Raw genomic sequence first — 26,583 nt, 5'->3', positions numbered from 1 at the left:
CGAAGGAACGTCGCATGCGCATGACTCGTCGCGAGCTCGTTGCAGGATTGGGAGTCGCCGGAGCGACTTTGTTGTCGCCTTTGCGGCTCAATGCGCAAGGATTCGATGTCACTCCCTTTCAGCTTGGCGTGGCATCGGGCGATCCTTCGCCCGATGGCTTCGTGTTATGGACGCGGCTTGCGCCGTTTCCTTTGGAGCCGCACGGCGGGATGCCCAGGCGTGCTGTCGAGGTTGCATGGGAGGTGGGGAGCGATGAGAGATTGCGCGGCATCGTGGCTCGCGGAACCGCCATCGCTCATCCAGAGCTGGCTCACAGCGTGCACGTCGAGGTGGCGGGGCTCACGGCGGACCGGCCTTACTGGTATCGCTTTTCGGCGTTTGGCGAGCGCAGCTTTGTCGGACGCACTCGCACGGCGCCGCTGGCCGGTGCGCCCGTCAAATCGCTCCGATTCGGCGTGGCTGGATGCCATCACTATGAGGAAGGCTACTTTCATGCTTTCCGCGCGCTCGCGGACGCCGATCTCGACTTCTTGTTTCACTACGGCGACTACATCTACGAGTACCCGCCGGCGCCGCCGCTCAGAATATTGCGTGAGGTGCAGTTCTCTCCGGTTCGCCGACATTTGGGGGGCGAGACCTACGGCCTCGACGACTACAGACTGCGTTACGCCCAGTATCGAACCGATCCGGACTTGCAGCGGGCGCATGCCGCGACGCCCTGGTTTGTGACTTTCGACGATCACGAAGTCGCGAACAATTGGGCAGGCGATCGCGATGAGAAGGGCACGTCGCCCGAAATCTTCGCGTTGCGCCGGGCTGCAGCGTTCCAGGCGTGGTACGAGCATATGCCGGTGCGGAAGGCCAGCTTCCCAGGGCGAGATGGAGCTCGTATATATCGGGGCGCGACGTGGGGCGACCTGCTGTCCGCGAACTTTCTCGACACTCGCCAGTATCGCTCGGATCAAGCGTGCGGCGACGGCGATCGGGTGCTGTGCCCTGAGGCGCTCAAACCCGGGCGCACCATGCTCGGTGCAGATCAGGAACGATGGTTGTTCGAACGCCTGGCTCGCTCGGGCACGCGCTGGAATGTGATTGCTCAACAGATGCTGATGATGGATCTCGATCTGTCGCGCGCACCGGACGCGCGTGCGCCCCTGGCGAGCATGGATACCTGGGGCGGCTATCCGGCGGCTCGAGATCGTCTGCTCAAACATCTGCAGGAGCGGAAGCTCAACAACACGATCGTGCTGAGCGGCGATGCTCATCAACATTTCGCGGGGGACGTGCTCCGCACGCCGGAGGGCGCGCCCGTGGCCGCCGAATTTCTAGTTACTTCCGCGACCTCGGGTGGCGACGGTCTGGGGGTGCTGCCCGGCAATGAGCGCATCCTGCAGCGGAATCCATCGCTGCGCATGCTGGAGGATCGACGTGGCTATGGAATCTGCGAAGTCACCCAGGATCGCTGGACGGCCGAGCTGGTCTCACTGAGTCAGGTCACGTCCACCGAGACTCCGTCGAGCACGGTGACGCGCTTCGTGGTCGAGCCGCGTCGGGCAGGTATCGTCGATCGAGATACCCGGTCCTGATCATTTCAAAAGCAGATTGCCGATCGCTCGCGCCGTTTGATACGGCTCCGGGTCGTTGCGATTGGTCAGGAGCACGATGGTCAGACGCTGTTCCGGATAACGAACGATCACGTTGCGGAAGCCTATGGTCTCACCCGAATGCCACAGCGTTCTGCCGCCGATCGGCTCGTCGGTGATGCGCCAGCCCATGCCGTAGCGAACGGTTGGATCGTCGGTGTCGGTGACTGGCGTGAAGGCGAGCGCGCGTGACTTGTCGCTCAGCAGCCGGTCGTCGTACAGCGCGGCGTCCCACTTCGCGAGGTCGTCGATCGATGAATAGATGCCGCCGTCGCCCAGCACCGCGCTGGTCTGGCTTTGATCGGTTTGCGTCCAGCGGGCTTGCTCCTCGCTATACCCGAACGCTCGATTCTTCACCGTTGAGATGCCTTCCTCGTGAGCAACCGTGTTCGTCATGCCGAGTGGGATGAAGATGCGGTTCTTGAGGAAGGTCGCGAAGTCCTTGCCCGATGCTTTGCCCACGAGCAGCGCCAGCAGTGCGTAGCCGCTGTTGCTGTATCGATAGCCCTTGCCGGGCGGGAAATAGGTGCGGTTCTGGGTTTCGAGGATCTCGAGCACATCCGCATCGTGCAGCTGCTGGGTCATGTCCGGCGGGATCACATCTTCGTAGTCGATGAGCCCGGACATGTGGGACAGCACCTGTCGAATCGTCATCTCCGTCGCCACGTCGGGCAGGCTCGGGAACCATTTGCGCAGCGAGTCGTCGAGGTTGAGCTTGCCGTCTTCCGCGAGCAGCAGAATGGCTGCGGCAGTGAACTGCTTGCTGACCGAGGCGAGGCGGTAGTTGGTGTCGGGCGCGGCCGGAGTTCGGTCGTTGAGATTGGCGAAGCCATAGGAGCGGCGCACGAACGGCTTGCCATCGCGCACGATCAAGAGCGAGGCGCCCGGCCCGGGGCCGTCATAGCGGCTCATCAATTGGTCGATTTGAGTTTTCACATTGATCTCCGGACAGCTGCCGACGCGCGTGAACTCCAGGTCCTCGAAGTCATAGCTGAAATCCGCATTGAGATCCACCTTGCGCATGAACAGCTGCGCGGTGGATGTGAAGTTCAACCATGCCTCGGTGTCGATGTCGTCCTGATCCCAATCGACCAGCAGCCCGGCGCCGGCGACCCGCATGAGCTTGCCGGAGAGTTGCGGCGACTTGGCCGAGGCAAAGACGATCTGCTGGTCACGATTGCAAATCGACACTTCGCCGAACCAGGGATCGCGATAGACACCCAGCCACGGCGCCATGCTCTCCAGTGTCTCGGGAGTGCGCGATGCGGTGTCGGGCGGCTGGCTCGTCGCAGCGCCGTCGTTGCTCTCGAGCTCGCTTGCATACCCATCGATGGAGCGGAGTTTGTCGGGGGCGATGATGAGCTTGGCCAGCGCGGTGTTGAGCACGGTGCGCGCCTTGGAGCCGTCGCCGTTGATCATGAAAACAAAGCCCGCTTTGCGGTCCGGGAACAGGTTCACCGCCGAAAACATGCCGGCCAGCGTGCCGGTGTGAGCGACTCGCCACGAGCCGTCGACGTCGGACAAGCGCCAGCCATAGCCATATGCATTGATGTGGCTGCCATCCCAGACGCGCTGCCGTTGGGAAAGTGGCATGGGCGTGTGCGCGCTCCACAGAATTCTGCGCTGGCTGGGCGATAGCCACGTCGCGCCTGTGGTCGTCTTCAATTCATCGCCGAGCCACACGCGCATCCAGGTGAGCATATCGTTGAGACTGCACCGAATGCCGCCCGCGGCCGCGGCAGCATCGACGGGAATGCGCTCGCCGTCGGCTCGAATTGGAACATTGCCGTCGCCTTGGCGCATGTGAGGTTGCGCGACATTGCCGACCAGGTCGCGATCCCAAGCGCCGACCTGGCATCGAGTCATGCCGAGCGGCTCGAAGATCTCACGACGCATCAATTCTTCGTAGCTCGCGCCGCCGGCGGCTGCGGCAACTTCTCCGGCCACGACGTACATCAAATTGTCGTAGGCATACTGCGAACGGAAACTCTGCTGCGGCTTGAGGTGAGCGAGGCCGGCGAGAATGTCGGCGCGCGTGAAGTTGTTCGGCGTCGGCCAAAGCATCAAGTCGCCGGCGCCTTCGCGCAGGCCGGTGTTGTGAATCAGCAGGTCGCGCACCTGGATCTGCTGCGTGACCCACGGGTCGCTCATTTTGAAGCCGGGCAGATGGCGAGTGACGGGATCCTCCCATCGCAGCTTGCCGGCCTCGACCAGGCGGGCGAGCAGGGCAGTGGTCATCGCCTTGCTGTTGGAGGCGATCTTGAACAGCGAGTCGTTGTCGATCTTCCGATTCGATCCCGCGACGAGCTCGCCGGCGACGCGTGTATGCACGACTTTGCCGTCGACGATCACACCCATCGCCATGCCTGGCAGGCGATAGCGCGCCATCATCTCATCGAAGATTCGATCGGCAGACGCGGGCAGGTCTTGCTCGGCCGGAGGCGTCTGCACGCTCGGCCGAGATGAGCATGCGCCGACTGATGTAAGGGCGGCGGCAAGGATCAACAGAGCGGCGAGCAGGCGGGGCATGGCCATGACGTCGGAGTGCTATGAATAGAAAAGGCGGCCCGCTTCAAGCGCGGGCCGCCAACCATGGCAAAGAATGCCTGTGTGCCGGATCCGCTGGCAATTGCTCCTGCATTGCCAGCATTTCCACCGTCCCTGGCGGTCAGAAGTCGAGCTTGACGGTCAGCAGGCCATAGCGCGGCGCCTGATAACCGGTGCCGAAGCCGTAGAACTCGTTGCGTCGGTCGCCGGTCGATCCCAGTTCCTCGTTGACCTCGACGACTCGCTGCTGGTTCAGCAGGTTGTACACCGCGAGCGTGACTTTCAGATCCGCGGCCGAGAACGAATGTCGATAAGTCACATTCGCGCCGAGGTCGAAGATCCAGGGCGTCCGGCCTGCCGAGCCGCGCCGCCTCAGCTCATATTGCCCGGTGCTGTCGTTCAAGATGAAGAAGCTGTAGAAGCAACTGCCGTCGAAGGGATTGCAGTCGCCGGTGGCGCTGATGGGCCGGCCCGATTGCGCCGTCAGTGTGCCGCCGACTTGCCAATGCTCGCCCAGCGCATAGGCGCCGCGCACCTTGAGCTGATGCCGATGATCGTTGGGCAGGTAGCCGTAGGAGCCGTAGTTCACCCAGGGATCGTCGAAGGCCTCGGTGCGGCCCGTATCGCCGAAGTCGGTATCGGAGTTGATCGGACCTTCGGCGTTGCCCTTGCTATACGACAATGTGTACACGGCGTTGAACGACCACAAATCGTCCCAGGCTCGATCGATCATCAGTTCGAGCGCCTTGTAGTTGCGTCTGGGCTCGGTATAGCCGGCGTCCGAGCCCAGGTAGTTCTCGTCGCCGTCGTTCAATGCCCAGCCGCCCCGGCCGGTATCGACCGTGACCCAGCCATCGGCCTCGCCGTCGCAATCCGTATCGGAATAGATCGTGACCGGCCGGCCCGGATTGGCCATGACATAGCCGGCGGAGACCGGCTCGCCGCCGCAGAAGATGCCCGTCGACGTGATCTGGATGTCGTCGATGGCGTTGTTGAGCTCGCGATAGATGCCGCGCACGCCCCAGGACCACTTGTCGTCGATCATGGACTGGAAGCCCAGAATCAACTCGTCCTGATACACCGGGTCCAGATCTCTATCGACCTCACCCCGCAAGTCGCCCACCGTGCCGTCGCCTTGGGAATCGTCGGAGGCGAACTGTGCTCCCAGGATCGGCCGCAGACTGAGCTCACCGTTGTATTCGAAGCTTTCGAGCCGGTCCAAATAGTAATAGTCGCGGCGATCGAGAAAGCCGCCTGCCTGTTTGATGTTGATGACATTCGCCACTGGCAGGAAGTAACGCCCGGCATTGCCGAAGATCTTGCTGCGGTTGTCGCCCTTTACATCCCACGAAAAGCCGAAGCGGGGCGCGATCATGTCGTCCATCTTGATATAGCTGTCGCCGTCGGAGTTCTTGTTGTCGAAGGCCTCGACGCGCACGCCGGCGTTCAGCAGCAGTTTCGGCGTGACCTGCCAGTTGTCTTCGAGATAGTACGCCGAGTTGATGGTCTCGAATTCGCCGTCCACTTCGTTCTGCCGGGTGCGGATGAACTCCGTACCGGCGGGCACGGTGGTGCCGAAGTAGTTGGTGGGCTCACGGGTCACGTAGATCTCGTAGAGCAGTCGATCCGGGCCGGGGTAGAACTGCTCATAGGCCGAGGAATTGGTCTCGTGATCCAGGCCGAAGCGCAATTGATGCTCGCCGAGGACCCACTCGAAATCCAGGCGCGCCGCTTCGCGGGTGTCATCGCGCTCGGTGACGGCGGATGTACTCGTGCATCCCAGATCGCGGGGTGTTGCACCGCGCTGATCGCGGAAGCGCGAGCATTCCAGATCGTTCAGGCCGAAGCGTGAGAACTCTCGATTGTTCTCTCCGTACAGCGCCTTCGCGGAGAAGTTATCGGTCAGATACGTCGTATAGGTGGCCGACCAGTTCAAGCCGCCGTTGTCGGTGAAGCGGGTCTCCTGGTACGAGCCCTGGGAACCGGAGACAAAATCGAAGCCGTAGCCGTCCCGGACCTCTTCGTTCTCGTCCGAGAACGCGAGCAACTCGAGCAGGTTCTTGTCGTTGATCTGCCAGTCGATCTTGGCGCCCCAGAAACCGCTGTCTTCCTTCGCCTTGTAGAAGGTTTCGCCGTCGTCGGAGGTGTTCTCCGGCTGATAGTCGCGGGCTTCGTACAACGCAAAGAAGAACAATTTGTCTTTGACGATGGGGCCGGAGGCGTAGAAGGTGGCGCTGGTGCTGTCGTATTGATCGTACGAGCCGATGATGCGAGCAGTGCCGTCCGGATTGAAACGATTTCTCTTGCTGCTCTGGAGCGAGTGCGGCTTCCAGGCCACTTCGGTGCCGTATTCGAACTCGTTCGTGCCGGAGCGCGTGACGGCATTGATGACGCCGCCGGTGGTGCGGCCGAATTCGACCGAGTAGCCGCCGGTCTTGACCTCGAATTCCTTATAAAACGCATACGGCACCGAAGATGCGCCGACGCGGTTGTAGAAGTCCGTGACGTTGAGACCGTTGATGTAAATCGTGTTCTCGGCGACGGACGAGCCGCCGAACGAAACGCAAGTGGTGCGGTCTTCGCACAGGCCAGAGTCGCCCGTGGCGATGCCGGGTGCGAGCAGCGCAACCGAGGCAATGTCACGATCCACCGGCAGGCGCTCCAGATCCTCGCGCGTCAGGTTGGTAGAGGACTCGGTCGATCGCACATCGACGGCGCGCACGACGCGCGTGCCAACGACGAAGATTTCCTCGACGTTGCTCACATTCACGGTGACATCTGCGGTCGTCGCGACACCCAGGCCGACCGTGACTTCGGTGAGCTTGCCGAGGGTCGCGCCGTTACGCGTACCTTCGACGATGTACTTGCCGACGGGCAGGAAGGGGAAGCGGTACGAGCCATCCGGCTCTGCCTTGACCGTGCGCGTGAAGCCCGTTTCTGGATTGCGCACCGTGATCTCGATGCCTTCCAGCGACTTCTGATCGCTCGAAGTGATCGTGCCCACCAGCGAGCCGTCGTTGCTCGCCGCATATGTAATCTGCAGCGGCATCGTCGCGATGGCTGCAGCGCTCACTCCCATGCGCAGCGCCACTTTGAGCGCTGATCTGAGCGATAGGTTTTTTTTCATACACCCTCCCGGCCAGGTTTATCGTTTAAATCAATCCGTTCGTGGGTTCGATAGCAGCGTTGCCTTGAAGTCGTAGTCCCAGCGATCGAAATAAAGATTGCCGCCGCGCCACTCCACCTCGCCGCGTTGCAGGTCGACGGTTTCGGAGCGGAAGTGCTGTTTGGCTGGCACGAACGGCTGGCTGTAATCGTCATTGAAGGCGACGCGGTAGGCGTCGAAGGAGCCGAGATAGAAGGCGTCGAGCGTCGCGTCGCCGGAGTCGAAGCGGCCGAAGGTCACATCCATCGGCACCCAGCCATACGGCGCCAGGTACAACCATCCCCAGTCGTGCATGTTGTCGTAGGCGCCATCGGAGAAGATCCAGCCCGATTGCCAGCGGGCCGGAATGCCATTCAGGCGGAGCAGCGTCATGAGGAGCAGCGTTTGCTGGCCGCAATCCGCGTGGCCGGCGCGCAGCGCGTAGTCGCTGATGTTTGAAATCGTGGAGTATTCGAGCGCGCCGGCCCAGGGAATGCGGTCGACAGCGGCGTACAGCTTCTGGGCGATTCGATAAGGGTTCTTTTCGTCGCCAACGACTTCGCGCGAAAACTTGCGCATGGCGTCGGTGAATACGATGTGGGGCGGACGTTCGCCCATGGATGGCGTCAGGGCTGCCGAAGGCGTGGCAGGCACGACTTTTTCAGGATCGATCTGCGTATGCTGACCGAAGATGGTCAGCTCGTAGGTGACCGAGAAGGTCGTCGGCTTCGAGGCCGCGGCGGCCTGCTCGAAATACACCGTGCGTTGCAGGGCAGACTCCGGTGCGAGCTGATGCTTGTCCGGGGCGCTGCTGATAAATCGGATATTCTCCTGCTGGCCTTGAATCGCTCGCGGATACGGGATCCAGGCACGAATCGTCTCGCCCACGGGGACCGCATCGGCATCGACCGTGATGGATTGCGTGATCCGCACTCGACGAGGCGCGACAGGGCTCTTGCCCGTCGCCTTGGCTTGCGCGAGCACTTCCCTGTGGTGGGGATGAGGTCGCTCGAGCGGACTGTCATTGAAAGGCGAGGGGTTCGCTCTACGATCGCGAGCTTCCGCGCTCAGGCGAAACAGATTGGAGGGCGCTCGATTGAAGTATTTCTTCTGGCCATCGATCACGCGCGATTCGAGCAGGCCGGCCGCGTCCCATCGGGCGAACTCTGCGTCGGTGAGATCCGGAATCAGTTTGCGAACGCGCGCCTGCGCATCGCCCGGCGTCAGACTGAAATCGAGCAGGATGCGCCGCATGCGCTCGCGCTCGAATTCGTAAGACCTGCGCTCTTCGGGAGCAAGCGAGGAGGAGCGGAGCGCATGGTCGATGGATTTTTCAGCGGCAGCGAAGTTGCCGGCATCGACCAGCCGAATTACGTCCGAAGATGGCGCGACCTGGTCGGCGGCGCGCGCGTTGACGGGGCAGACAATTACGACGACCGATGCCACCAATGCGGCGAGCCCCGCGCGAGGGATGCTGGTTTCCCGTTTGCATGGTAGAGGCAGTCGAGCAGTCACTTTGCAGGTGTCCACGTCGGCGACAGTTGATTCGGGCGCGGTGTAGTAATGGTGTAACACGGCCGCGAAGCGGTGGTCAATAATTTATTCTTGCTTCAAACCAAAGAAGAAGCGAATATTCTGAGCCCATGCGAACCCTCCGCCTCAAGCCCGGCTGCGAGTTGCGATGATCCAGACCGTCTGGCCCTATCTCGCACTCATGCCGCTGGCCGCGGGGGTGTTCCCGTCGCTGGAGAAACGTTTCCAGTGGCGGGTGTTCTCCGTGTTGCCGCCGATCGTCTGGACTTATTTATTTGTGACGGCGCTGGCGGTAGGCGGGTTGTGGACCGCGACTCCCGAGATTCAGGGTGCGCAACGAACTCTGACTTCGCTGCTGCTTCCTGCGCTGCTGTTTCTTCTAATGGTGACCTGCGACTTGCGGGCCATCCTCGCCGTGGGACCGCGAGTGCTTGGGGTTTTCGCGTGCGCGATGCTGAGCATCCTGCTTGCGGTGACGCTCGTGTTCGTGCTGTTCCGGTCCGTGCTGCCGGTGGAAGGTTGGAAGATGCTCGCCGCGCTGAGTGCGACCTGGACCGGCGGCTCCGCGAACCTCGTGGCGGTCAAGCAAGTCATCGGGCTGTCCGAAAGTGCGTTGCCGTCCGTGCTGTTGGCCGACGCACTTTGTTATTCGGTCTGGGTGCTGGTGCTGTTTTCGACCGGCGCCTTTGCTCCGGCCTTCAATCGATGGACGGGCGCGGATCGAAGCGGTCACGAATATCCTCGACTGGCCGCAGTCTCATCGACTGGGCCCCCGAGACTGGGACACATCGTGCTGTGGCTCGGCCTGGCGATAATCGTCGGGCTGGGGGCGGCACGGCTCGCACGCTCGATGCCAACGTCGGCAATGCTGACCCAGACGTCTTGGACGGTGTTGCTGGCAACCGTGGCCGGTCTGGTCATTGCCCGCACGCCGCTCGCGCGCATTCCTGGCCCCGCATGGACGGGCTCTGCGCTGCTGGCATTGCTCGTGGCCGTGCTGGCTTCGCAGAGTAATTTCCACGGACTCGCTTCGGCGCCGCTCTTCATTCTCTGCGGCTTCATCACGATGCTGTTGCACATCGGCATGCTGGCGCTGCTGGCGCGAGTGTTTCGTTTCGATCTGTACCTGTGCGGCATTTCATCGCTCGCACAGATCGGCGGTGTTGCCTCGGCCCCGGTGCTGGCGGCGACGTATTCCCCGGTGCTCGTTCCCATCGCGGTGTTGCTTGCGATGCTGGGACTCATCCTGGGGACCGGCATGGGATTGTTCATGGCGAGTGTGCTGTCCTCGCTGGCGCCGGCGGGAGCGGGTTGATGCGCAGGTATTGGATATTCTTGTGGCTCGTGCTGATCGCCGGCTGTGCTAGCGCACCTCGCGAGCAGACTGGAGTCGGTGGACCGCTCGGAGTCATCGGTGTGGAGCCCACGCATCTCACGGCGGAGTATTGGGCCCGGCGCGCGCCGCGCGCCAATGCCGTTCTGCTCGATACCTCGGCGATCGCTCAGCAAAACGAGCGATTGAAACAGACCGACAAGTCCGTGCGAAATCTCGAACAGCTGCCGACGTCGCTGGCGGCGGCGGACGTGCGCGCTTGGATCGAAGCTATGTCTTCTCGGCCCACGCGGACGCTCTATGACGAACAAGGCCGGGCGGTAAGCGCTCAGCAACTCGATGACTGGATGGCGTCGTTGAATCTCGATGGCATTGCGTCCTCGCAAGCGACTCGATATGGCATGGTCGTGCGTCGCGCCGACCTCCGCACTTTTCCGACCCGCGCGCGAGTGTTCTCCAGCACCGATGACACAGACATCGACCGCTTTCAGGAGAACGCGCTGTTTCCGGGAACGCCGGTAGTCATCGCGCATGCGAGCCGCGACGGCGAATGGCTGTTCGTGGTCGGCGCGCTCTACGCCGCGTGGATTGAGAAGAATGCGGTGGCCGAAGGTGATCGCAATCGAGTCTTCGTTTACACGCACAAGTCACCATATGTCGTGGTGACCGGTGCGAAGGCGCACACGGTTTACACGCCGGAGCGTCCCGAGGTATCCGGCCTGCAACTCGAGATGGGCGCACGCGTGCCGCTGTTGCCGGATTGGCCGATCGAATCTCCCGTCAACGGTCAGCATCCGTACACAGCGCATGTCATCGAGCTTCCGTACCGCGCAGCCGACGGGTCGCTGCAGTTCTCGCCGGCGCTGCTGCCGAAGAGTCAGGAAGTCGATAACGACTACTTGCCACTGACGCGAGCAAACATCTTGCGCCAGGGCTTCAAGTTCCTTGGGGAGCGCTATGGCTGGGGGCACTCGTACGATGCGCGCGACTGCAGCGGCTTCGTCTCCGAAGTGTATCGAAGCTTCGGCGTCCAGTTGCCGCGCAATACTCGCGATCAGGGCGTGAGCCCGGCGCTCAATCGCATCGAGCTCACCGACGCTGACGGTCATGAGGCGCGAGTGCAACTGCTGCGCGAGGCGCAGGTCGGCGATCTCATCTATATCCCAGGCCACGTCATGATGGTGATCGGTCATGAGAATGGCGAGCCCTACATCATTCACGACACGACCGGCATCAGCTTTCGCGGCCGCGGCGGCGATATCGAGCGTGCCAGGTTGAACGGTGTCTCGGTCACACCGCTGCTGCCGCTGCTGCTGAGCGACGGCCGCCCCATGATCGATCGCGTGTACAGCATCCAGAGAATCCGCATCGCTGGCGGACCAGCGTCGAGAGCACCATGAAGATTACTGAGATTCGCTATGGCATGTTGCGCGTGCCGCTGAAGACCGCCTTCAAAACGGCGTTGCGCACCGTGGACATGGTCGAAGACATCGTTGTCGAGATCCACACCGACACCGGCAATATCGGCTACGGCGAAGCGCCGGCGACGGCTGTCATCACCGGCGATACGCATGGCTCCATCATCGAGGCCATCGCGAAGTTCATCGCGCCGCGCCTGATCGGGCAGGACATCGCCAATCTGAATCGCATCACGCAGCTGATCCAGACGTCGCTGGAGAAAAATTCCAGCGCCAAGGCGGCGGTCGAGATCGCGGTCTACGATCTGTTCGGGCAGCTCTACAACGCGCCGCTGTACAAGATGCTGGGCGGCGGCGATCCGGTCGTGACCACGGACATCACGATCAGTGTGGATTACATCGATAAGATGGTCGCCGATTCCATCCAGGCGGTGGAGCGCGGCTTCGAGGCGCTGAAGATCAAGGTGGGCAAAGATATCGGCGTCGATATCGAGCGCATCAAAGCCATCTATGCCGCGGTCGAAGATCGAGCGCTGCTGCGGCTCGACGCCAATCAAGGCTGGACCGCGAAGCAGGCCGTCTATGCGTTGCAGACGCTGGAGGACGCCGGGGTCAAACTCGAGCTGGTCGAGCAGCCGGTCAAAGCCCAGGATCTGGATGGCTTGCGATATGTCACCGAGCGCGTACACACGCCGATCATGGCGGACGAGAGCGTGTTCGGCCCGACGCAGGTGATCGAGCTGATCCGCATGCGGGCGGCGGACATCATCAATATCAAGCTCATGAAGACCGGCGGCATCTCGAGCGCCATCCATATCGCCGACATCGCGGCGCTGCACGGCATCGAATGCATGATCGGCTGCATGCTCGAGACCAGCATCAGTGTGGCGGCGGCGGTGCATGTCGCTGTCGCGAAGGCCAACGTGATTACCAAAGTCGACCTCGACGGTCCCTCGTTGTGCGCGTTCAATCCAGTCGATGGCGGCGTGATCTTCAACGAGTCGGAGATCTCGATCACCGACGCACCGGGTCTGGGCATCCGCGAGATCCGGGGACTGCAGAGGCTCTGAGCGGGCATGTCCTCACTTCTCAAGATCCGGGCGGAACGGGATCAGATGTCGGCGATCGAGCGCCGCATCGCCGATTTCATGCTCGAGAACGCGCATCTGCTGCGGGACTACTCGTCGCAGCAGCTCGCCGATGCGCTGCAGATCAGTCAATCGAGCGTGGTGAAATTCAGTCAGAAGCTCGGCTTCAAGGGCTATCCCGACCTGAAGTACTCGATTGGCGAGGCGGTGGCGCGTGGCAGCGATGTGCCGGTCAAGGCGACTGCCAAATCCGCGCGCGCCACGGTTCGGGAGTCGCTGGCCGAAACTCTGTGGCAGAGCAAGTCTCGGGCCGAGGAAGAGACCCGACTGATCAACGACGCCGGGACGCTCAACGAGATCGCTACCTTGCTGAGTCGCGCCGGTAAAGTATTTTGCATCGGCTTTGGCGACGATGGCCTTGCGGCCCAGGCATTCGCGCAGCGCCTGGCATTGCTTGGCACTTTAGCCTTGCACCACGCCGACGCAGTGCCGATGACCGCAAACATCTCCAGCGCCGATCGCGGCGATGTGCTGGTAGTGTTCTCCGAGCAAGGACAGCATGCGGCGCTCAACCAGCTTTGTCGTCAGTTTCGCGAGCGGCAAGGCAAGATCGTCTCGGTCACGCGACATACATCCAATCCGCTGCGCGCGCATGCCGATGCCACCTTGCTCGTATCGGCGCACGACGAGCGATCCCACGTCCAGCCGCTGCTTTATCAGTCGGCGCTCCAGCACCTGCTCGATCAAATATTCGTGCTCATGTGCGACGGCGATCGCCTGGAGCAGCTGAATACCAATCTCGAACACGTGCAGCACCTGCTGGACCCAAAACTCTGACAGTCCGTGTCAGCCGGCGCGCATCGCGCAAGCTTCGCGATACAACGCGAGTTACTAACGGCGCGCAATCCTCGCGTGTCATGTCGCCGATCGATACTCGCATTCCCAGACGTTCGATTGTTTGCTTGCGCATCGATCGCTAGTTCACGTGCATCGGCGCGAGTTGCGCATCGTTGGCCATCGCTCAGCATCGAGCGATCACGCAGCAGTTACATAAAAAGCAAATAACCGTGCTGTGAGACTTGGAGACATCGCCCGCCGTTGGCGGTTCTTGGTCGATGTCATATCAATGGCAACAGCGGCGATGGAAGCTCCGCGCTCGATTATCACAAGAAAGCAGTGGCTAAGTGTCTGGGGCAAGTCAACTGCAGCGGGTGCATACCAGGGTAGGTTCTTGCTCATGAACGGAGATTAAACAATGTCATATCGACGACGGATCCACATTCCTGGAGGCACTTATCATGTCGTCCAGCGCGGCACCAAACAGCGGCCGATCTTCTCTCACGCGGAGGACTACGAGCTATTCGAGTCGGTGCTCCAGGCGGCGTTGCGCAGTACCGGTGCGCGGCTGCATGCATACTGCTGGACCACCGAGGCCATATATCTGGCCGTGCAGATCGATGAGATCTCGCTGGGGCATTTCATGCAGTGGGTGAAGAGCCGCTACGCGCGCGGCATTCAACGCAAGCTCGGCGAGCGGGGTCATCTGTTTCAAGTTCGTTATGACTCGGTGATCATCGATCCGAAAATGTATCTGACCAGCTTGGTTCATTACATTCATTACGTCCCCGTGCTCAAGGGGCTGGCCGATCGGCCGGAGGATTTTGCTTACTCGAGTCATCACGCGTACACGAATGCGCACGAAGTGCCATGGCTCCATTGCGGTACCGCGCGTCGCATGCTGGGCAAGCGTGACGATCAGGCTCAGGCTTATCACATGTTGATGGCCGAGGCGCCGACGCCGGAGACGGTGAAGCTGGTGGAACGCGGCATGCCGAAAACCCCCGGCATTCTCGGCGGGCCGGAACTGGCCGAAGCGGCGGGTCATCGGCCCAAGCGATCGACGCGGATGACGCCGGATCAGATCATCCACGATGTCTGCCGGATGCTGGATGTGACACGCGAGGATGTGCTGTCGAAGTCACGACTGCGCAGACTGGCGCTGGCTCGCGCTGTGATCGCCTGGCATACGACGGTGCGTGGCATCGCCACTCTGGCGGAGATCTCGCGTTATCTGGGACGCGTCTCGTCGACGCTTTCCAAGACGATCACCTCGTATCGCAAGCGCCAGCCGGACTTGTTCAAGCTGGATGCGTTGTCGCACATGATGCCGATCGGTCTGGGCGGTCACGCCGTTTCGAGCGAGGACTTCCTGGACATGGGACAATCCGCTGCGCATGCGAGCGGGACCGATCAGGATGCGATGTACTGAGGCCTAGCGTTCCCAGGTCATGGTTCTGATCAAGGCCTTGGCCTGGGTGATGTATTTCTCGACGGTGTGGATGCTGAGCCCGAGCTCCGCGGCCACCTCTTCATAAGAGAGGCCGCGATGCTTGTGTGCGATCAGCACTAGCGCGTGCGTCTGAGGCAATTGGGCGAACGCGCGCTCGAGTTGCTGTTGCAGGTTCAAACGGTCGGCCAGATCGTCGGGCGAGCTGGCGCGGTCGTCGGGATCGTCGTCGCGATCGAGCAGGCGCTCATGCCCTTGCCAGGACTCGCTCTTGAAGTCCGCGACCACATGGGACGCGATTCCAAAGATATACGCGACGGGTTTCTCCACCCGCTTCGTCGCATCGACGCGCAGCAGGCGCAAATAAACTTCCTGAGCCAGATCCTCGGCGTCCTGGCGCTGCGTCAAACGACGCGCCAGGTAACGGTGCAGCTGTTTGTCATAGGTCCTGAATGACGAGACATCGAAGGCGAAAGCGGTGCGCTCAGGGGCTGCGGTGGTCATTCTGCATCACTGTCCGACGGGTGAAGCTCAACGAACTCTTTCGTTGAGCAGACAACAACTAAGCAGTGCAGCAACTGCGCATCGACGCCACTCATGTGACGCTCGCTTGGCGAAAATGTGACAGAACTGCTACCGACTTTTTGCCGTTAGAACCGACAAGAACAAATAGACGGACCCCGTATCTATTGGGACTACCCGTCGAAGGCATCACAGCCCTGCAGATAACTAAGTGGATGTCCTAGGGGGATAAGGCCATGCTCGCAATTTCACATGCGTTGATAGATCGGCGAATCATTGGCGATGCAGACACCGCGGTGCGGCTCACGTGAGCGCCGGTCCCGAGCGTTGCCCGATGGAGCAGAGCACGACAGCGGGTGAAGTCAGGGAAGTCATTTCGATCGATACCAAGAGCCGCAACGAGCGCTTGACCCAATGGTTCGAGTCGTGGCGGGGCGCGATGAAACGCTGGTTGTCCAGCCGCTCATCGATGCAGTCGGCGGACCTCGACGATGTCGCGCAAGAGGTCTTTCTCCGCCTGCTCCGATACAGCGACGATGCGGTCGTCGAGTATCCGCAGAGCTATCTGTTCCGGATCGCGACCAACGTCGTCAACGAATGGCGGGAACGGGCGCGCAACAGCCTGCCGCACGACGACGTCTGGCTCTCGGATCTGCAGATCGAGCCGGAGGCCGAGCCGGAGAGCTCGGTCGAGCACGACCTCGTCAACGTCCATGTGCGACGAGCGGTAAGCAGACTGCCGCCGCGGCAGCGCCAGGTTCTGCTACTCCACATAAGAGAGGATCTGACGTATAAACAGATCGCCGCCAAACTCAAGTTGACGCCGCGTGTCGTGCGGAGGGACATCGCTCGCGCGTACGCTGAATTACGCTCGGATCTGGGCTCGCCCGATCTCGATGCAGTTCAGCCCATGCGCAGGAAGGCCGGATAACCGCACCGGGCAGTCCACGTCAAGGGCCATGCACAATCATGGCCCGGTCTAGCTTGCGGGGGTGGAGGGGATCCGAGGCAGCGGATTTCCCAGCGGCCGCGGGCGGAATATCTGAAACTCCGTCGCACCTTGACGCGTTGGCGAGGAAGACGGATGTCTGACCGTCCCCAGAATGAAGAGCCCAGTTCGATCAGCGAGCAGGCTGCTGACTGGCTCGTTCTGATTCGCGCCGGCGAGATGACCGAGCAGGAGAAGCTCGACTACGTCCACTGGTTGAAGCAGTCTCCGGAGCACATCCGCGAGATTCTGGAGCTGGTGAGTCTCGAGCAGCTGTTGAAAGAGACGCACGCCGAGCCATCGGAGCCGGAGACGCCCGCCGACGAAGCGTCGAAGGTGATCGATCTGGCCATGCCCACCGAGAAGTGAGCGGCAGCGCCCGCGTACAAAACTCCAATGATCGATACGAAACATGAGCGTGCCGCTGCGGGATGGCGGCAGCCTGCGTTGACCACGCTTTACGATCGCCAATACCCGCCGGGCTGGAGCGACGCTGTTCAGCGGGCCGGCCGAGGTCGGGCGCTCGGGGCAGAATGCAGGGATATCACACGGAACACCAGTGGATGCCCGCATGAAACAAAAGACGGCCTTGATCACAGGGATTACCGGTCAGGACGGTGCGTATCTCGCCGAGTTTCTGTTGAAGAAGGGTTATATCGTTCACGGCATTCGTCGCCGCACGTCCCTGTTCAACACTCATCGCATCGATCATCTGTACATGGACGCGCACGAGCCGAACGCGCGGCTTCATCTGCACTATGGAGATATGACGGACAGCAGCAGTCTGATGCGCGTGATTCAAAAGACCTGTCCCGATGAGATCTATAACCTGGCCGCGCAGAGTCATGTCGCGGTCTCCTTCGAAGAGCCCGAATACACAGCAAACTCCGACGCGCTTGGAACGCTGCGCATCCTGGAGGCCGTGCGAATTCTGGGGATGGCGAAGCGCGTGCGCTTCTATCAAGCGTCGACGTCCGAGCTGTTCGGCCTGGTGCAGGAGACGCCACAGAAGGAGACGACGCCTTTTTATCCGCGCTCACCCTATGCCGCGGCGAAGTTGTATGCGTACTGGATCACTATCAACTATCGCGAAGCCTATGGCATGTACGCCTGCAATGGCGTCCTGTTCAACCACGAATCGCCGAATCGCGGCGAGACGTTCGTTACGCGCAAGATCACTCGCGCTCTGGCCCATATCAAATGCGGTCTCCAGGAGTGTCTCTATCTCGGCAATTTGAACGCGCTGAGAGATTGGGGGCACGCTCGCGATTACATGGAGGCGGCGTGGCTGATGTTGCAGCAGGAGTCCCCGGAAGATTACGTCGTCGCCACCGGCGAGCAGCGCAGCGTGCGCGAATTTGTCGAGTCAGCCGCGGAGAATCTGGGAATGAAGATTCGCTGGTCGGGTGAGGGCGTCGAAGAGAAGGGCTACGACCGCAACGGCAACTGTATCGTCGCGGTCGATCCGCGGTATTTCCGTCCGACGGAAGTGGAGACGCTGCTCGGCGACTCCGCGAAGGCGCGCGCGAAGTTGGGATGGATTCCAAGAACGAGCTTTGCCGAGCTGGTCGCGGAGATGGTCAAGGAGGATCTGAAGGAAGCGCAATGTGAGGAGTTGCTGAAGCCGCACGGATTTCCCGCCGTGTTCGGATCGCGCATCGCTTCCTGACGTCGTGGCGCATGCGCAGAGCACTGGTCACCGGCATCAACGGTCAGGACGGCTCCTATCTCGCGGAGCTGCTGCTCGAACGTGGGTACGAGGTCATCGGACTGGTGCGCGAGGATGCGGGAGATCGCCTGGGCCGCATTCAACACATCCGCCATCGACTCGAGATCGTCGAGGGCAGTCTGCTCGACGACGCGCTGCTACGGCGGGTGCTCGCAGAACGTCGACCCAACGAGATCTACAACTTCGCAGCCCGGGCATCGAGCCGCCAGCTGTTGACCGATCCGACGCTGACTGCCGAGTACAACGGGCTTGCCGTCGTCCGGCTGCTGGAGGCGATCCGGGCTGTCGATGCCGGTATTCGTTTCTGTCAGGCCTCGAGCAGCGAAATGTTCGGCGCGGCGACTCAATCGCCGCAGAACGAGCTGACGCCATTCCGGCCCAGGAATCCTTATGGGGTCGCGAAGCTGTTCGCTCACGGGATGGTCGGCACCTATCGCGAGAACTTCGGTGTGTTTGGCTGCGCGGCCATCCTGTTCAATCACGAAAGTCCGCGCCGCGGTCCGGAGTTTGTGACCCGCAAGATCACGATGGGCGTTGCGCGCATTCGCGCTGGGCTGACGCGCTCGCTGCCTCTGGGCGATCTCGACGTCACGCGCGACTGGGGCTTTGCCGGGGACTACGTTCGCGCCATGTGGCAGATGTTGCAGGCGGAGGTGGCAGATGACTATGTCGTGGCTACTGGCGTCAGCCATTCGGTTAGGGAATTTTGCGATCTGGCATTCGGGCACGTCGGGCTTGACTACCGAGCGTATGTGCAAGCAGATCCGGGCGCTCGAAGAGCAGCGGAATCGGTGCCCTTCGTCGGCGACGCCGGCAAGGCGCGACGCGAGCTCGGATGGCAGCCGTCCATGTCGTTCGAGCGACTCGTGAGAACGATGGTCGATGCGGACATCGTCGCTCAGCAGGTCGCTCTTGCGCCGGATCGCAACGTGCAGCACTGAATGGAGCCGGCTTACAGGTGTGCTGCTTCGGTTTGGGCGCGCGGCGTTTGCGTTCGCTCGGTCGTTGCAGGCTCCGTCGTGCGGACCAGCTCCAGTTGCGGCAAGGGGAAGATCAGGTTGTGCCCGAAATAGCGTGGATGATCCACGAAGAAGCTCCGGAAGTGCCATGGCAGGACCAATAGGTAGTCGGGGTGCATGGCCAGCACATCTTCCTCGGCAACGATGGGCAGCAGGCTGCCGGGCGTGAACGCCTCGTACTTGTCCGGGTTCACTTCGCCGACTCGAGCAATGTCCGCTTCCGTGATCTTGCAGTACTGCAGAAGGACGTTGCCCTTCGTCGACGCGCCCAGCGCGCAAACGGTCTTGCCGAAGCGCCTGGCTTCATCGAGGAAGGCGCGCAGGGTGGTGCGGCTGGCGGCAACGTTCTTGGCAAAGCTATGGAACGGCTCGAGCGTATGCAGTCCGGCGCGTGCTTCCTCGTCGAGGATGGAGTCCACCTGGGGGGATTCGGCGTGGCGCGAATTCCGTTTTGCCACCATGAGCGAGAAGCTGCCGCCATTGATGTCGTTGAACTCGACGTCGACGATTTTCAGGCCGAGCCGGTCGGTCATCCACTTGATCTGCTTCAGCGCGTAGTACTCGAGATGCTCGTGGCAGACGGTGTCGTATGAGTTCCGCTGCAGCATCGTCGGCATGTAGCTCTGCTCGAGCACCCAGACGCCGTCGTCGGCGAGCACCTCGGCGATCTCCTGCGTGAACGTCATGGGCTCTTCCAGATCGTAGAACATGGAGAACGAGGTGACGACGGCGGCCTTGCGCTCGCCGAAGTGCCGGCGGACGGTGGCCGCGGAGAAGAACTCCGGGATCAATTGAATGTGCGGCGGATAAAACTTCCGAAACTTCGCACCGGTGGGATCGATGCCGACGAGCGTACAGCCCTGTGTGGGATACGCCTGGAGCGTGGTGCTGTCGTTGGCGCCGATATCCAGGATCAATGCGTCGCCGGGCAGCGTCACACGATCGAGAATCCGTCGCACCTTGGCATGCAGGTGCGCAACCATGCTCGAGTTCAGCCCCGAGCGGTATCCATAGTTGTCGCCGTACAGCTCGCCGAGATCGTAGGTGTGCTGGAGTTGTAACAATCCGCAGACAGCGTCATCGCCGCTGCACTTCACGAGCTTCAACGGACCGGCGGTGACTTCCTGCGCTCGCGTTTTTGGGAACACGCCGGTGAGTGTCTGTACGCCGAGATCGAGGACTTCGACCAATTGCGTGTTCTTGCAAATGCGACACTCGGAAATCTGTCGGTACATGGAATCCGCTCCTGGTTCGAATGCGTCCGTTGCGTGGCGCCGAAGAAGACTCCTGCCTAATTGGACTGGCCGGGTCGTGCGCTCAACAGCGCCGGCGTGAGAGCGGCGGAAGAGGGAAGAACTGCTTGAATGGCGGGGCTTTTGTCGCCGCGAAGCGGGGGTGTCGGTCGAGAGAGTCTTGGCGTGAATCGAGCTGGCGTGGGGCAACGAATTGCTCGTACGTAAGGTAGTCCCCAAGCTGTCCGGCCCGAACTTAAGGGCCGGTCTCAGCGCGCGCAGCGTCACACTGTCGCCAACTGCCTACAAGACCCTGAACCGTTAAGAATCAGGGCCTTACAAATGTGGCTTGAAGTCTTAAGGGCAAAAACTGTCCCTTTTTGGCGACTTCCGGCCCGAGTTCCCACCTGCCGAAATATTGTAGTTAGTACATAACTCGCTGATCTGAAAGCGCCTTTCAGCCGCTGGCACAGCTCTTGTTATTACTCTTCCCGTGCCCTCGCAGGCCTTCGGGCCGGGCGAGCCTCAGCTCCAGGATATCGAATAGATATCAAAGACCTACAGCGGAAACGTGTGGTGAACACCAATAAACCACACGCGTGCCGCCACAGTGGAGAATCATGCGACGTACTTACTTTCCGGGTTTTTTTGCCGGCTGCCTGATCCTGAGCTCCGTCTTGCTGACCGCTTGCGGCGGCGGCGGAGGCGGCGGTGACTCTTCCAGTAACGCCAACAATCCTCCGGCCAGCGGAACCAATGCCGCTCCGACGATGAGCGGGACGCCGGGCTCGACCGCTGTGGTCGGCCAGGCCTACAGCTTCCAGCCCGCGGCGACCGATGCGAACGGAGACTCGCTCACCTACACAGTGGCCAACCTGCCGAGCTGGGCCACTTTCAACGCGCAGACTGGCCGGATCTCCGGCACGCCGACGGCGGCGCAAGTGGGCGCTTACGGCAACATCACGGTCACGGCGTCGGATGGCAAGGCCAACGCGACGGTCGGGCCGTTCACGATCACGGTAAGCGAAGTGGCCAACGCCACCGGCAGCGCGAGCCTGTCGTGGACACCGCCGACTCAGAATGCGGATGGCAGCAGCCTCGGCAATCTCGCCGGCTATCGAGTGATGTACGGACGGACGTCCGGCAATCTGGATCAGACGGTGAACCTGGATAACCCGTCGATCGACCGCTACATGGTCGAGAACCTGAGCTCCGGCACCTGGTACTTCGCGGTGGTGGCGGTGAATTCCACGGGCACGACCAGCGAGTTGTCCAATACCGCGAGCAAGACGATCAGCTGATCGCAACTGCTGACCGATCCAGCGGGCGGTCTCGACCCCAGGATGTGCTGGGAGCGGGACCGCCCTTTTTCATTTCAAATCGCTTCAATCCTCGTCGGTCTCCATCTGCGACTGGCAATAGTTCTGGATACCGACGCGCTTGATCAGATCGAGCTGCGTCTCCAGCCAGTCGATGTGCTCTTCCTCGGACTCGAGGATGTCCTCGAACAGCTCGCGCGAGACGTAATCGGATACCTGCTCGCAATCCGCGATGGCCTGGCGCAGGTCGGGATGCGCCTGCATTTCCAGCTTCAGATCGCAGTTCAGCGCTTCCTCGACATTCTCCCCGATCAGCAGCTTGCCCAGGTCCTGCAGGTTCGGCAGGCCGTCCAGGAACAGGATGCGCTTGATGAGCTTGTCGGCATGCTTCATCTCATCGATGGATTCTTTATAGGTGTATTCGCCCAGCTTTTTCAGGCCCCAATGCTCGAACATGCGGGCGTGCAGGAAATACTGGTTGATGGCCGTCAGCTCGTTCTTCAGAACAATGTTGAGATGACGCAATACCGTTGCGTGGCCCTGCATGTGCACTCCTTCCGGACTCGATAAATGACAAGACAGCCGCGAATCTTGGGGGAGTGGCGCGGAGCGAGGCAACTGCGCGTCAGCGCAGCATCGCAAGACAGGAGACGGCTCGAAGAATTACCGCGAGAATACGCGGCCTTGGCTAGGCGGCGGCGGGACGATTCGCAGATTCGATATGAGACTCAATCACTTCTCGCGCAGAATCTTCGCATCGACCGCAGCAGGCGGCGACTGGCAGGCGCATCTGGACTTCGAACAGCGAGGCTGCGCCCTGATCGACGGTCTCGCGGATCTGGCGGTCGCTGATGGCATTGCACACGCAAATGTACATGGTTGGCTCTCGATCCCGGCGACTGGCGTGAGTCGCGACGATTGGCCATCATGTAAATACAAATGCGAATGATTGTCAATTGATGAGTGGCCTTACAATGGGCCGGGTATTCCCCGACGCGCCGACCTCGGGTCCTTTACTCCCGGGTGGGACGGGATCGTGGATTTGACAGTTGCGCGTGTGACTGCCTTCACGCGGTCGTGAGGGTGAGATGACTAGACTTACGGCCGCTGGTGCGCCGCGGGGAACTCGCGCTCAATAGCCGGCCGAACTGGGCACTGAATCAGAAGCTAAAAGGCTCGAAGTAACGCGTGGCGATCCGAATTTTCCAACATTACTGGCACTTGCACCTGGCCGTGCTCGCGGTCATCGAAGGTGTGATCTTCTTTTTCGCGCCCTTTGCCGCCGCGTATCTGCGCTTCAACCCGCAGGGCGCCGAGGAAATCCTGGGCCCGATGCTGCCGCGAGGGCTGGTGTTCGCGGGGGTGCTGTTCATCAGCATGGCCGCCATGGGCCTGTACAACTCCCGCCAGCGCTCGCGCCTGGCCGGTCTGATCGCGCGCGTCGCCGCCAGCGTGATCGGCGGCGCCATGGTCATCGCCATCCTTTTCTATATGTTCCCGGACCTGCACATCGGCCGCGGCGCGCTGTTGATCAGCCTGGCCATCGCGTTCGGCGGTTCGGTGATCGCGCGCATCGTGTTCGACACGCTGGTCGATGAGGACTTGTTCAAGCGTCGCGTGCTGGTTTACGGCTCCGGCCGCCGCGCCGTGAGCATCGCCCGCTTGCGCCGTCGTTCGGATCGTCGTGGCTTTGTCGTCGTGGGCTACGTGCCCGCTGAAGGCGACGAGGCCTCGGAGGTCCCGGACAACGAGAAGCTGCCGACCACGGTCGATCTGCTCACCTTGTGCGAAAGACATCGGGTCGATGAGATCGTGGTGGCGATGGACGATCGGCGCCGCCGTTTCCCCATGGATCAGTTGCTCGAGTGCCGGCTGGAAGGGGTCGAGATCCTGGAGCTGGTGACCTTTCTGGAGCGCGAGACCGGCAAGGTGCGCCTGGACCTGCTCAACCCGAGCTGGATGATTTTTTCGGAAGGCTTCGGGCGCGGCCGGATCCACGACACGATGGAGCGCGGGTTCGACATTCTCGCGAGCCTGCTGTTGCTGGTGGTCGCGGCGCCCATCATGGTGGTGACGGCGCTCGCCATCAAAATCATGGAAGGGCCGAAGGCCTCGATCTTCTACCGTCAGGTGCGAGTGGGGCAGTACGGCCGACCGTTCCGGTTGCTGAAGTTCCGCAGCATGCGCGAAGACGCGGAAAAGGACGGCGCGCAGTGGGCGCAGAAGAACGACTCCCGGGTGACGCCGATCGGCGCGTTCACTCGCCTCACGCGCATCGATGAGCTGCCGCAGATCTTGAACGTGCTGCGCGGTGAGATGAGTTTCGTCGGCCCGCGTCCCGAGCGTCCCGAGTTCGTCGGGCAGCTCGAGGAGCGCATTCCGTACTATCGCGAGCGTCACACCATCAAGCCGGGCATCACCGGGTGGGCGCAGCTTTGCTATCCGTATGGCTCCTCCGAGCAGGACGCCATCGAGAAACTGCAATACGATCTGTTCTACGTCAAAAACCATAGCCTGCTGTTCTATCTGGCCATCCTGGTGCAGACGGTGGAAGTGATCGTGTGGAGAAAAGGCGCGCGTTGAGAGCTCTTGAATGAATGCGTTCGGTATTGCCAGCTATGGCATAGCGGCGCTGAGCTTCCTGGTGCTGACCCTGCTGCTGGTCACGGCCTGGCGTGGTCGGCAACAAGGCGGACACCTCATCGTTGCCAGCGCGGTCACGGCGGTCTGGGCCGGAATTCTGGCTGCGCAGAGTTATGCCGGCCATGTGCCGGTGCTCGTCATCTATCTCGCCGAGGCCTTCCGGGGCGGCGCCTGGCTGCTCACATTGGTGGCGGTGGCCGGCATCGCGGCTCCCAAGTTCCTCGCGAACGCGGCGCGCGGGCTCTGTGTTCTATTGCTCGGAGCCGCCGTCGTTCTGCCGTTGCTCGAGCACTTCGGGATTGCCATCGTCAATCCGACGCTGCTGCTGTCGCGCGCCGGCCTGGCGCTTTCGTTGCTGGCGCTGATCCTGCTCGAGCAGATCTATCGCAACTCGTCGCAACTCGCCCGCAGGTCGCTGAAGTATTTCATCATCGGCGTGGGTACGCTGTTCGCCTACGACTTGTTCCTGTATTCGCAGACCGAGCTGCTGCGCGCCGTGTCGATCGATGCCTGGACCTCGCGCGGCATCCTCAATGCCTTCGCGATGCCCTTGATCGCGATTGCCGCGCGCCGCAATCCAGAGTGGTCGCTCGATGTGTTCGTGTCGCGCCAGATCGTTTTCTATACGACGACCGTTCTGGTCATCGGCTCGTATCTCTCGGTGATGGCGCTCGGCGGTCTGTACGTCCGCGAGATCGGCGGGGATTGGGGCAACGTCGGTCAGATCGTGTTCTTCGCCGGCGCGGTCGTGGTGCTCGCCAGCCTGGTCACATCGGCGCCGCTCAGGCGCCACACGCGCGTCTTCATCAGCAAGCACTTCTACCGGAACAAGTACGACTACCGCATCGAATGGCTGCGCTTCATCGGCACGCTGTCCTCGACCGAAGAAGAGGACGTTGGCTGTACCGCCGTGCGCGCGATGGCGCAGATCTTCGGCAGCCCGGGTGGTTTTCTGTTCCTGCGCGATGAGACCGGCAAGAAGTTCCTGCCGTATGCCGCCTGGCCGATGACCATCGATTCGCTGGGGCTGCCGGCGAGCGTTTCCGCCGACGAGGACCTGCCGCAGTTTCTTGCCACCAAGCAGTGGATCATCGATACGGATGAGTTCCGTCGCGCGCCGGATTTCTACGGCAACATCGAGATGCCGGGCTGGCTGCTCGACAAGCAGCAACTGCGCATCGTGTCGCCGATGCTGCAATTGGATCGTCTGGTCGGCTTCGTGGTCCTGTACGATCCGCCGCCGCCGTTCGAGCTGACCTACGAAGATCGGGACTTGCTGAAGACGCTGGGCCGCCACGTGGCCACCCACATCGCGCAACAGGACGCGGATCGACGCTTGTCCGAAAGCCGTCAGTTCGAGGCCTACAATCGGCTGACCGCGTTCATGATGCATGACCTGAAGAACTCGGTGGCGCAGCTCAAGCTGATCGTCGCGAACGCGCCACGCCACAAGCACAAGCCGGAGTTCATCGACGACGCGTTGGAAACCATCGCCAACGCGGCCGATCGCATGACCAAGCTGATCGAGCAGTTGCGTGGCTCCACGTCGGCCGATCGCCACGTGCCCGCCGATTTGCGCGAGTTGGCCCAGAAGGCCGTATCCCGTTGCAGCTCTCGCGCGCCGAAGCCGCAATTGCAGGAGGGACCGCCGGTGATGGTGATGGCCAACGCCGAACGTCTCTCGGTGGTCATCGAACACATCATCCGCAATGCGCAGGACGCAACCAGCGAGGGTGGCGCCGTGTCGGTGAGCGTCGGATGGCAGGGCCGCGAGGCTCGGCTGCTGGTGGAAGATACCGGCGTCGGCATGGAGGCGGACTTCATCCGCAATCGCCTGTTCCGTCCGTTCGACAGCACCAAGGGCGCCAAGGGCATGGGCATCGGGGCTTACCAGGTGCGTGAATACATCCGTTTGCTGGGCGGGGACGTGGAAGTGCAGAGCAGTCCCGGGCAGGGAACCCGGTTTGCGGTTAGCCTGCCCCTGGCTCAGGGCCAGGACGCGACCGCGGCCAGTAATGCGGTGAATAGCTGAGCTCCCGCAGGAGAGGAATATCGTGAGAGAACACCAACCCAAACTCCTGATCGTCGCACCCGGTCGACCGCCTGCGGTCGTTTGCAGCACGCTGCTGGCAGGTTG

General features: G+C 61.6%; 20 protein-coding genes and 1 pseudogene. 13 read left to right on the top strand and 8 right to left on the bottom strand.

The annotated features are described in order from the left end of the window. Positions 1 to 14: 14 nt before the first annotated feature. Positions 15 to 1,586, top strand: a complete 1,572-nt coding sequence (locus GYH35_RS02235) for an alkaline phosphatase D family protein (protein WP_161813790.1) — start codon at positions 15 to 17, stop codon at positions 1,584 to 1,586. Here the strand turns inward: GYH35_RS02235 and GYH35_RS35340 are convergent, their stop codons facing one another. From GYH35_RS35340 to GYH35_RS02220, 4 genes and pseudogenes are all read right to left on the bottom strand, one after another. Then, entirely contained in the window at positions 1,587 to 2,666 is a 1,080-nt protein-coding gene (locus GYH35_RS35340; RefSeq protein ID WP_407700186.1) for a serine hydrolase domain-containing protein, read from the bottom strand. It lies immediately after the preceding gene. Between the two features lie 354 nt (positions 2,667 to 3,020). Next, positions 3,021 to 4,172, bottom strand: a pseudogene (locus GYH35_RS35335) (serine hydrolase domain-containing protein); the annotation flags it as partial. Positions 4,173 to 4,311: 139 nt separating this feature from the next. After that, positions 4,312 to 7,317 carry a TonB-dependent receptor gene (locus GYH35_RS02225; RefSeq protein WP_161827549.1) on the bottom strand — a complete coding sequence of 1,002 codons (3,006 nt, stop codon included), beginning with the start codon at positions 7,315 to 7,317 and terminating at the stop codon, positions 4,312 to 4,314. Between the two features lie 30 nt (positions 7,318 to 7,347). Then, complete coding sequence (locus GYH35_RS02220; RefSeq protein ID WP_202624027.1) at positions 7,348 to 8,781, bottom strand: transglutaminase-like domain-containing protein; 1,434 nt, start codon at positions 8,779 to 8,781, stop codon at positions 7,348 to 7,350. A 235-nt stretch (positions 8,782 to 9,016) separates the two neighbouring features. Between GYH35_RS02220 and GYH35_RS02215 the strand changes: the two genes are divergently transcribed. The 5 genes from GYH35_RS02215 to GYH35_RS02195 all read left to right on the top strand — a co-directional run bounded on the left by GYH35_RS02215 (position 9,017) and on the right by GYH35_RS02195 (position 14,976). Further along, positions 9,017 to 10,183 carry a DUF819 family protein gene (locus GYH35_RS02215; RefSeq protein WP_161827548.1) on the top strand — a complete coding sequence of 389 codons (1,167 nt, stop codon included), beginning with the start codon at positions 9,017 to 9,019 and terminating at the stop codon, positions 10,181 to 10,183. Beyond that, a complete protein-coding gene (locus GYH35_RS02210) occupies positions 10,183 to 11,601 on the top strand; it encodes a C40 family peptidase (protein WP_161827547.1) in 1,419 nt (472 codons plus the stop codon). The genes GYH35_RS02215 and GYH35_RS02210 overlap by 1 nt, the downstream gene beginning before the upstream one ends. Beyond that, entirely contained in the window at positions 11,598 to 12,689 is a 1,092-nt protein-coding gene (locus GYH35_RS02205; protein WP_129645542.1) for a dipeptide epimerase, read from the top strand. Before GYH35_RS02210 ends, GYH35_RS02205 begins: the two co-directional genes overlap by 4 nt. Before the next feature lie 6 nt (positions 12,690 to 12,695). Continuing rightward, positions 12,696 to 13,544 carry a MurR/RpiR family transcriptional regulator gene (locus GYH35_RS02200; RefSeq protein ID WP_161827546.1) on the top strand — a complete coding sequence of 283 codons (849 nt, stop codon included), beginning with the start codon at positions 12,696 to 12,698 and terminating at the stop codon, positions 13,542 to 13,544. Positions 13,545 to 13,962: 418 nt separating this feature from the next. Next, entirely contained in the window at positions 13,963 to 14,976 is a 1,014-nt protein-coding gene (locus tag GYH35_RS02195) for a transposase (RefSeq protein WP_161827545.1), read from the top strand. Positions 14,977 to 14,979: 3 nt separating this feature from the next. Here GYH35_RS02195 and GYH35_RS02190 read toward each other — a convergent pair whose 3' ends face one another. Continuing rightward, a complete protein-coding gene (locus tag GYH35_RS02190) occupies positions 14,980 to 15,498 on the bottom strand; it encodes an RNA polymerase sigma factor (protein ID WP_161813797.1) in 519 nt (172 codons plus the stop codon). A gap of 325 nt (positions 15,499 to 15,823) precedes the next feature. Here GYH35_RS02190 and GYH35_RS02185 point away from each other — a divergent pair, with 325 nt between their 5' ends. The 4 genes from GYH35_RS02185 (at position 15,824) to GYH35_RS02170 (ending at position 19,174) form a co-directional block, all read left to right on the top strand. Beyond that, entirely contained in the window at positions 15,824 to 16,447 is a 624-nt protein-coding gene (locus GYH35_RS02185) for an RNA polymerase sigma factor (RefSeq protein WP_161813798.1), read from the top strand. Positions 16,448 to 16,600: 153 nt separating this feature from the next. Continuing rightward, positions 16,601 to 16,873 carry a FecR/PupR family sigma factor regulator gene (locus GYH35_RS02180; RefSeq protein ID WP_161813799.1) on the top strand — a complete coding sequence of 91 codons (273 nt, stop codon included), beginning with the start codon at positions 16,601 to 16,603 and terminating at the stop codon, positions 16,871 to 16,873. Between the two features lie 202 nt (positions 16,874 to 17,075). Further along, positions 17,076 to 18,173, top strand: a complete 1,098-nt coding sequence (gene gmd / locus GYH35_RS02175) for a GDP-mannose 4,6-dehydratase (protein WP_161813800.1) — start codon at positions 17,076 to 17,078, stop codon at positions 18,171 to 18,173. 11 nt (positions 18,174 to 18,184) lie between these two features. Beyond that, positions 18,185 to 19,174 carry a GDP-mannose 4,6-dehydratase gene (locus tag GYH35_RS02170; RefSeq protein ID WP_161813801.1) on the top strand — a complete coding sequence of 330 codons (990 nt, stop codon included), beginning with the start codon at positions 18,185 to 18,187 and terminating at the stop codon, positions 19,172 to 19,174. Between the two features lie 11 nt (positions 19,175 to 19,185). Here GYH35_RS02170 and GYH35_RS02165 read toward each other — a convergent pair whose 3' ends face one another. After that, positions 19,186 to 20,487, bottom strand: coding sequence for a class I SAM-dependent methyltransferase (locus GYH35_RS02165; RefSeq protein ID WP_161813802.1), 1,302 nt, complete (start codon positions 20,485 to 20,487; stop codon positions 19,186 to 19,188). Positions 20,488 to 21,104: 617 nt separating this feature from the next. Here GYH35_RS02165 and GYH35_RS02160 point away from each other — a divergent pair. Then, complete coding sequence (locus GYH35_RS02160) at positions 21,105 to 21,785, top strand: putative Ig domain-containing protein (protein WP_161827544.1); 681 nt, start codon at positions 21,105 to 21,107, stop codon at positions 21,783 to 21,785. Positions 21,786 to 21,869: 84 nt separating this feature from the next. Here GYH35_RS02160 and bfr read toward each other — a convergent pair whose 3' ends face one another. Beyond that, on the bottom strand, positions 21,870 to 22,349 hold the full coding sequence (gene bfr / locus GYH35_RS02155) for a bacterioferritin (RefSeq protein ID WP_161813804.1): 480 nt from the start codon (positions 22,347 to 22,349) through the stop codon (positions 21,870 to 21,872). Positions 22,350 to 22,491: 142 nt separating this feature from the next. Next, entirely contained in the window at positions 22,492 to 22,680 is a 189-nt protein-coding gene (locus GYH35_RS02150) for a (2Fe-2S)-binding protein (protein ID WP_161813805.1), read from the bottom strand. A gap of 311 nt (positions 22,681 to 22,991) precedes the next feature. Between GYH35_RS02150 and GYH35_RS02145 the strand changes: the two genes are divergently transcribed. Together GYH35_RS02145 and prsK are read left to right on the top strand one after the other, a co-directional pair. Then, positions 22,992 to 24,386 (top strand): TIGR03013 family XrtA/PEP-CTERM system glycosyltransferase, encoded by a 1,395-nt coding sequence (locus GYH35_RS02145; RefSeq protein WP_161813806.1) that lies wholly within the window; start codon positions 22,992 to 22,994, stop codon positions 24,384 to 24,386. A 10-nt stretch (positions 24,387 to 24,396) separates the two neighbouring features. Further along, positions 24,397 to 26,478 carry an XrtA/PEP-CTERM system histidine kinase PrsK gene (gene prsK / locus GYH35_RS02140; RefSeq protein WP_161813807.1) on the top strand — a complete coding sequence of 694 codons (2,082 nt, stop codon included), beginning with the start codon at positions 24,397 to 24,399 and terminating at the stop codon, positions 26,476 to 26,478. Positions 26,479 to 26,583: the final 105 nt, after the last annotated feature.

Source organism: Steroidobacter agaridevorans (genome assembly GCF_009932555.1).
GTDB classification, from domain to species: domain Bacteria; phylum Pseudomonadota; class Gammaproteobacteria; order Steroidobacterales; family Steroidobacteraceae; genus Steroidobacter; species Steroidobacter agaridevorans.
The sequence above is the reverse complement of the archived record's forward strand: the minus strand, read 5'-3'. Positions and strand labels throughout refer to the sequence as shown.

Bases quoted from the DNA above. Each gene is read 5' to 3' on its own strand.
- GYH35_RS02235 (WP_161813790.1), top strand. From the start codon at position 15: ATGCGCATGACTCGTCGCGAGCTCGTTGCAGGATTGGGAGTCGCCGGA.
- GYH35_RS35340 (WP_407700186.1), bottom strand. From the start codon at position 2,666: ATGCGCAAGGTGGATCTCAATGCGGATTTCAGCTATGACTTCGAGGAC.
- GYH35_RS02225 (WP_161827549.1), bottom strand. From the start codon at position 7,317: ATGAAAAAAAACCTATCGCTCAGATCAGCGCTCAAAGTGGCGCTGCGC.
- GYH35_RS02215 (WP_161827548.1), top strand. From the start codon at position 9,017: ATGATCCAGACCGTCTGGCCCTATCTCGCACTCATGCCGCTGGCCGCG.
- GYH35_RS02210 (WP_161827547.1), top strand. From the start codon at position 10,183: ATGCGCAGGTATTGGATATTCTTGTGGCTCGTGCTGATCGCCGGCTGT.
- GYH35_RS02205 (WP_129645542.1), top strand. From the start codon at position 11,598: ATGAAGATTACTGAGATTCGCTATGGCATGTTGCGCGTGCCGCTGAAG.
- GYH35_RS02200 (WP_161827546.1), top strand. From the start codon at position 12,696: ATGTCCTCACTTCTCAAGATCCGGGCGGAACGGGATCAGATGTCGGCG.
- GYH35_RS02195 (WP_161827545.1), top strand. From the start codon at position 13,963: ATGTCATATCGACGACGGATCCACATTCCTGGAGGCACTTATCATGTC.
- GYH35_RS02190 (WP_161813797.1), bottom strand. From the start codon at position 15,498: ATGACCACCGCAGCCCCTGAGCGCACCGCTTTCGCCTTCGATGTCTCG.
- GYH35_RS02180 (WP_161813799.1), top strand. From the start codon at position 16,601: ATGTCTGACCGTCCCCAGAATGAAGAGCCCAGTTCGATCAGCGAGCAG.
- gmd (WP_161813800.1), top strand. From the start codon at position 17,076: ATGAAACAAAAGACGGCCTTGATCACAGGGATTACCGGTCAGGACGGT.
- GYH35_RS02170 (WP_161813801.1), top strand. From the start codon at position 18,185: ATGCGCAGAGCACTGGTCACCGGCATCAACGGTCAGGACGGCTCCTAT.
- GYH35_RS02165 (WP_161813802.1), bottom strand. From the start codon at position 20,487: ATGTACCGACAGATTTCCGAGTGTCGCATTTGCAAGAACACGCAATTG.
- GYH35_RS02160 (WP_161827544.1), top strand. From the start codon at position 21,105: ATGCGACGTACTTACTTTCCGGGTTTTTTTGCCGGCTGCCTGATCCTG.
- bfr (WP_161813804.1), bottom strand. From the start codon at position 22,349: ATGCAGGGCCACGCAACGGTATTGCGTCATCTCAACATTGTTCTGAAG.
- GYH35_RS02150 (WP_161813805.1), bottom strand. From the start codon at position 22,680: ATGTACATTTGCGTGTGCAATGCCATCAGCGACCGCCAGATCCGCGAG.
- prsK (WP_161813807.1), top strand. From the start codon at position 24,397: ATGAATGCGTTCGGTATTGCCAGCTATGGCATAGCGGCGCTGAGCTTC.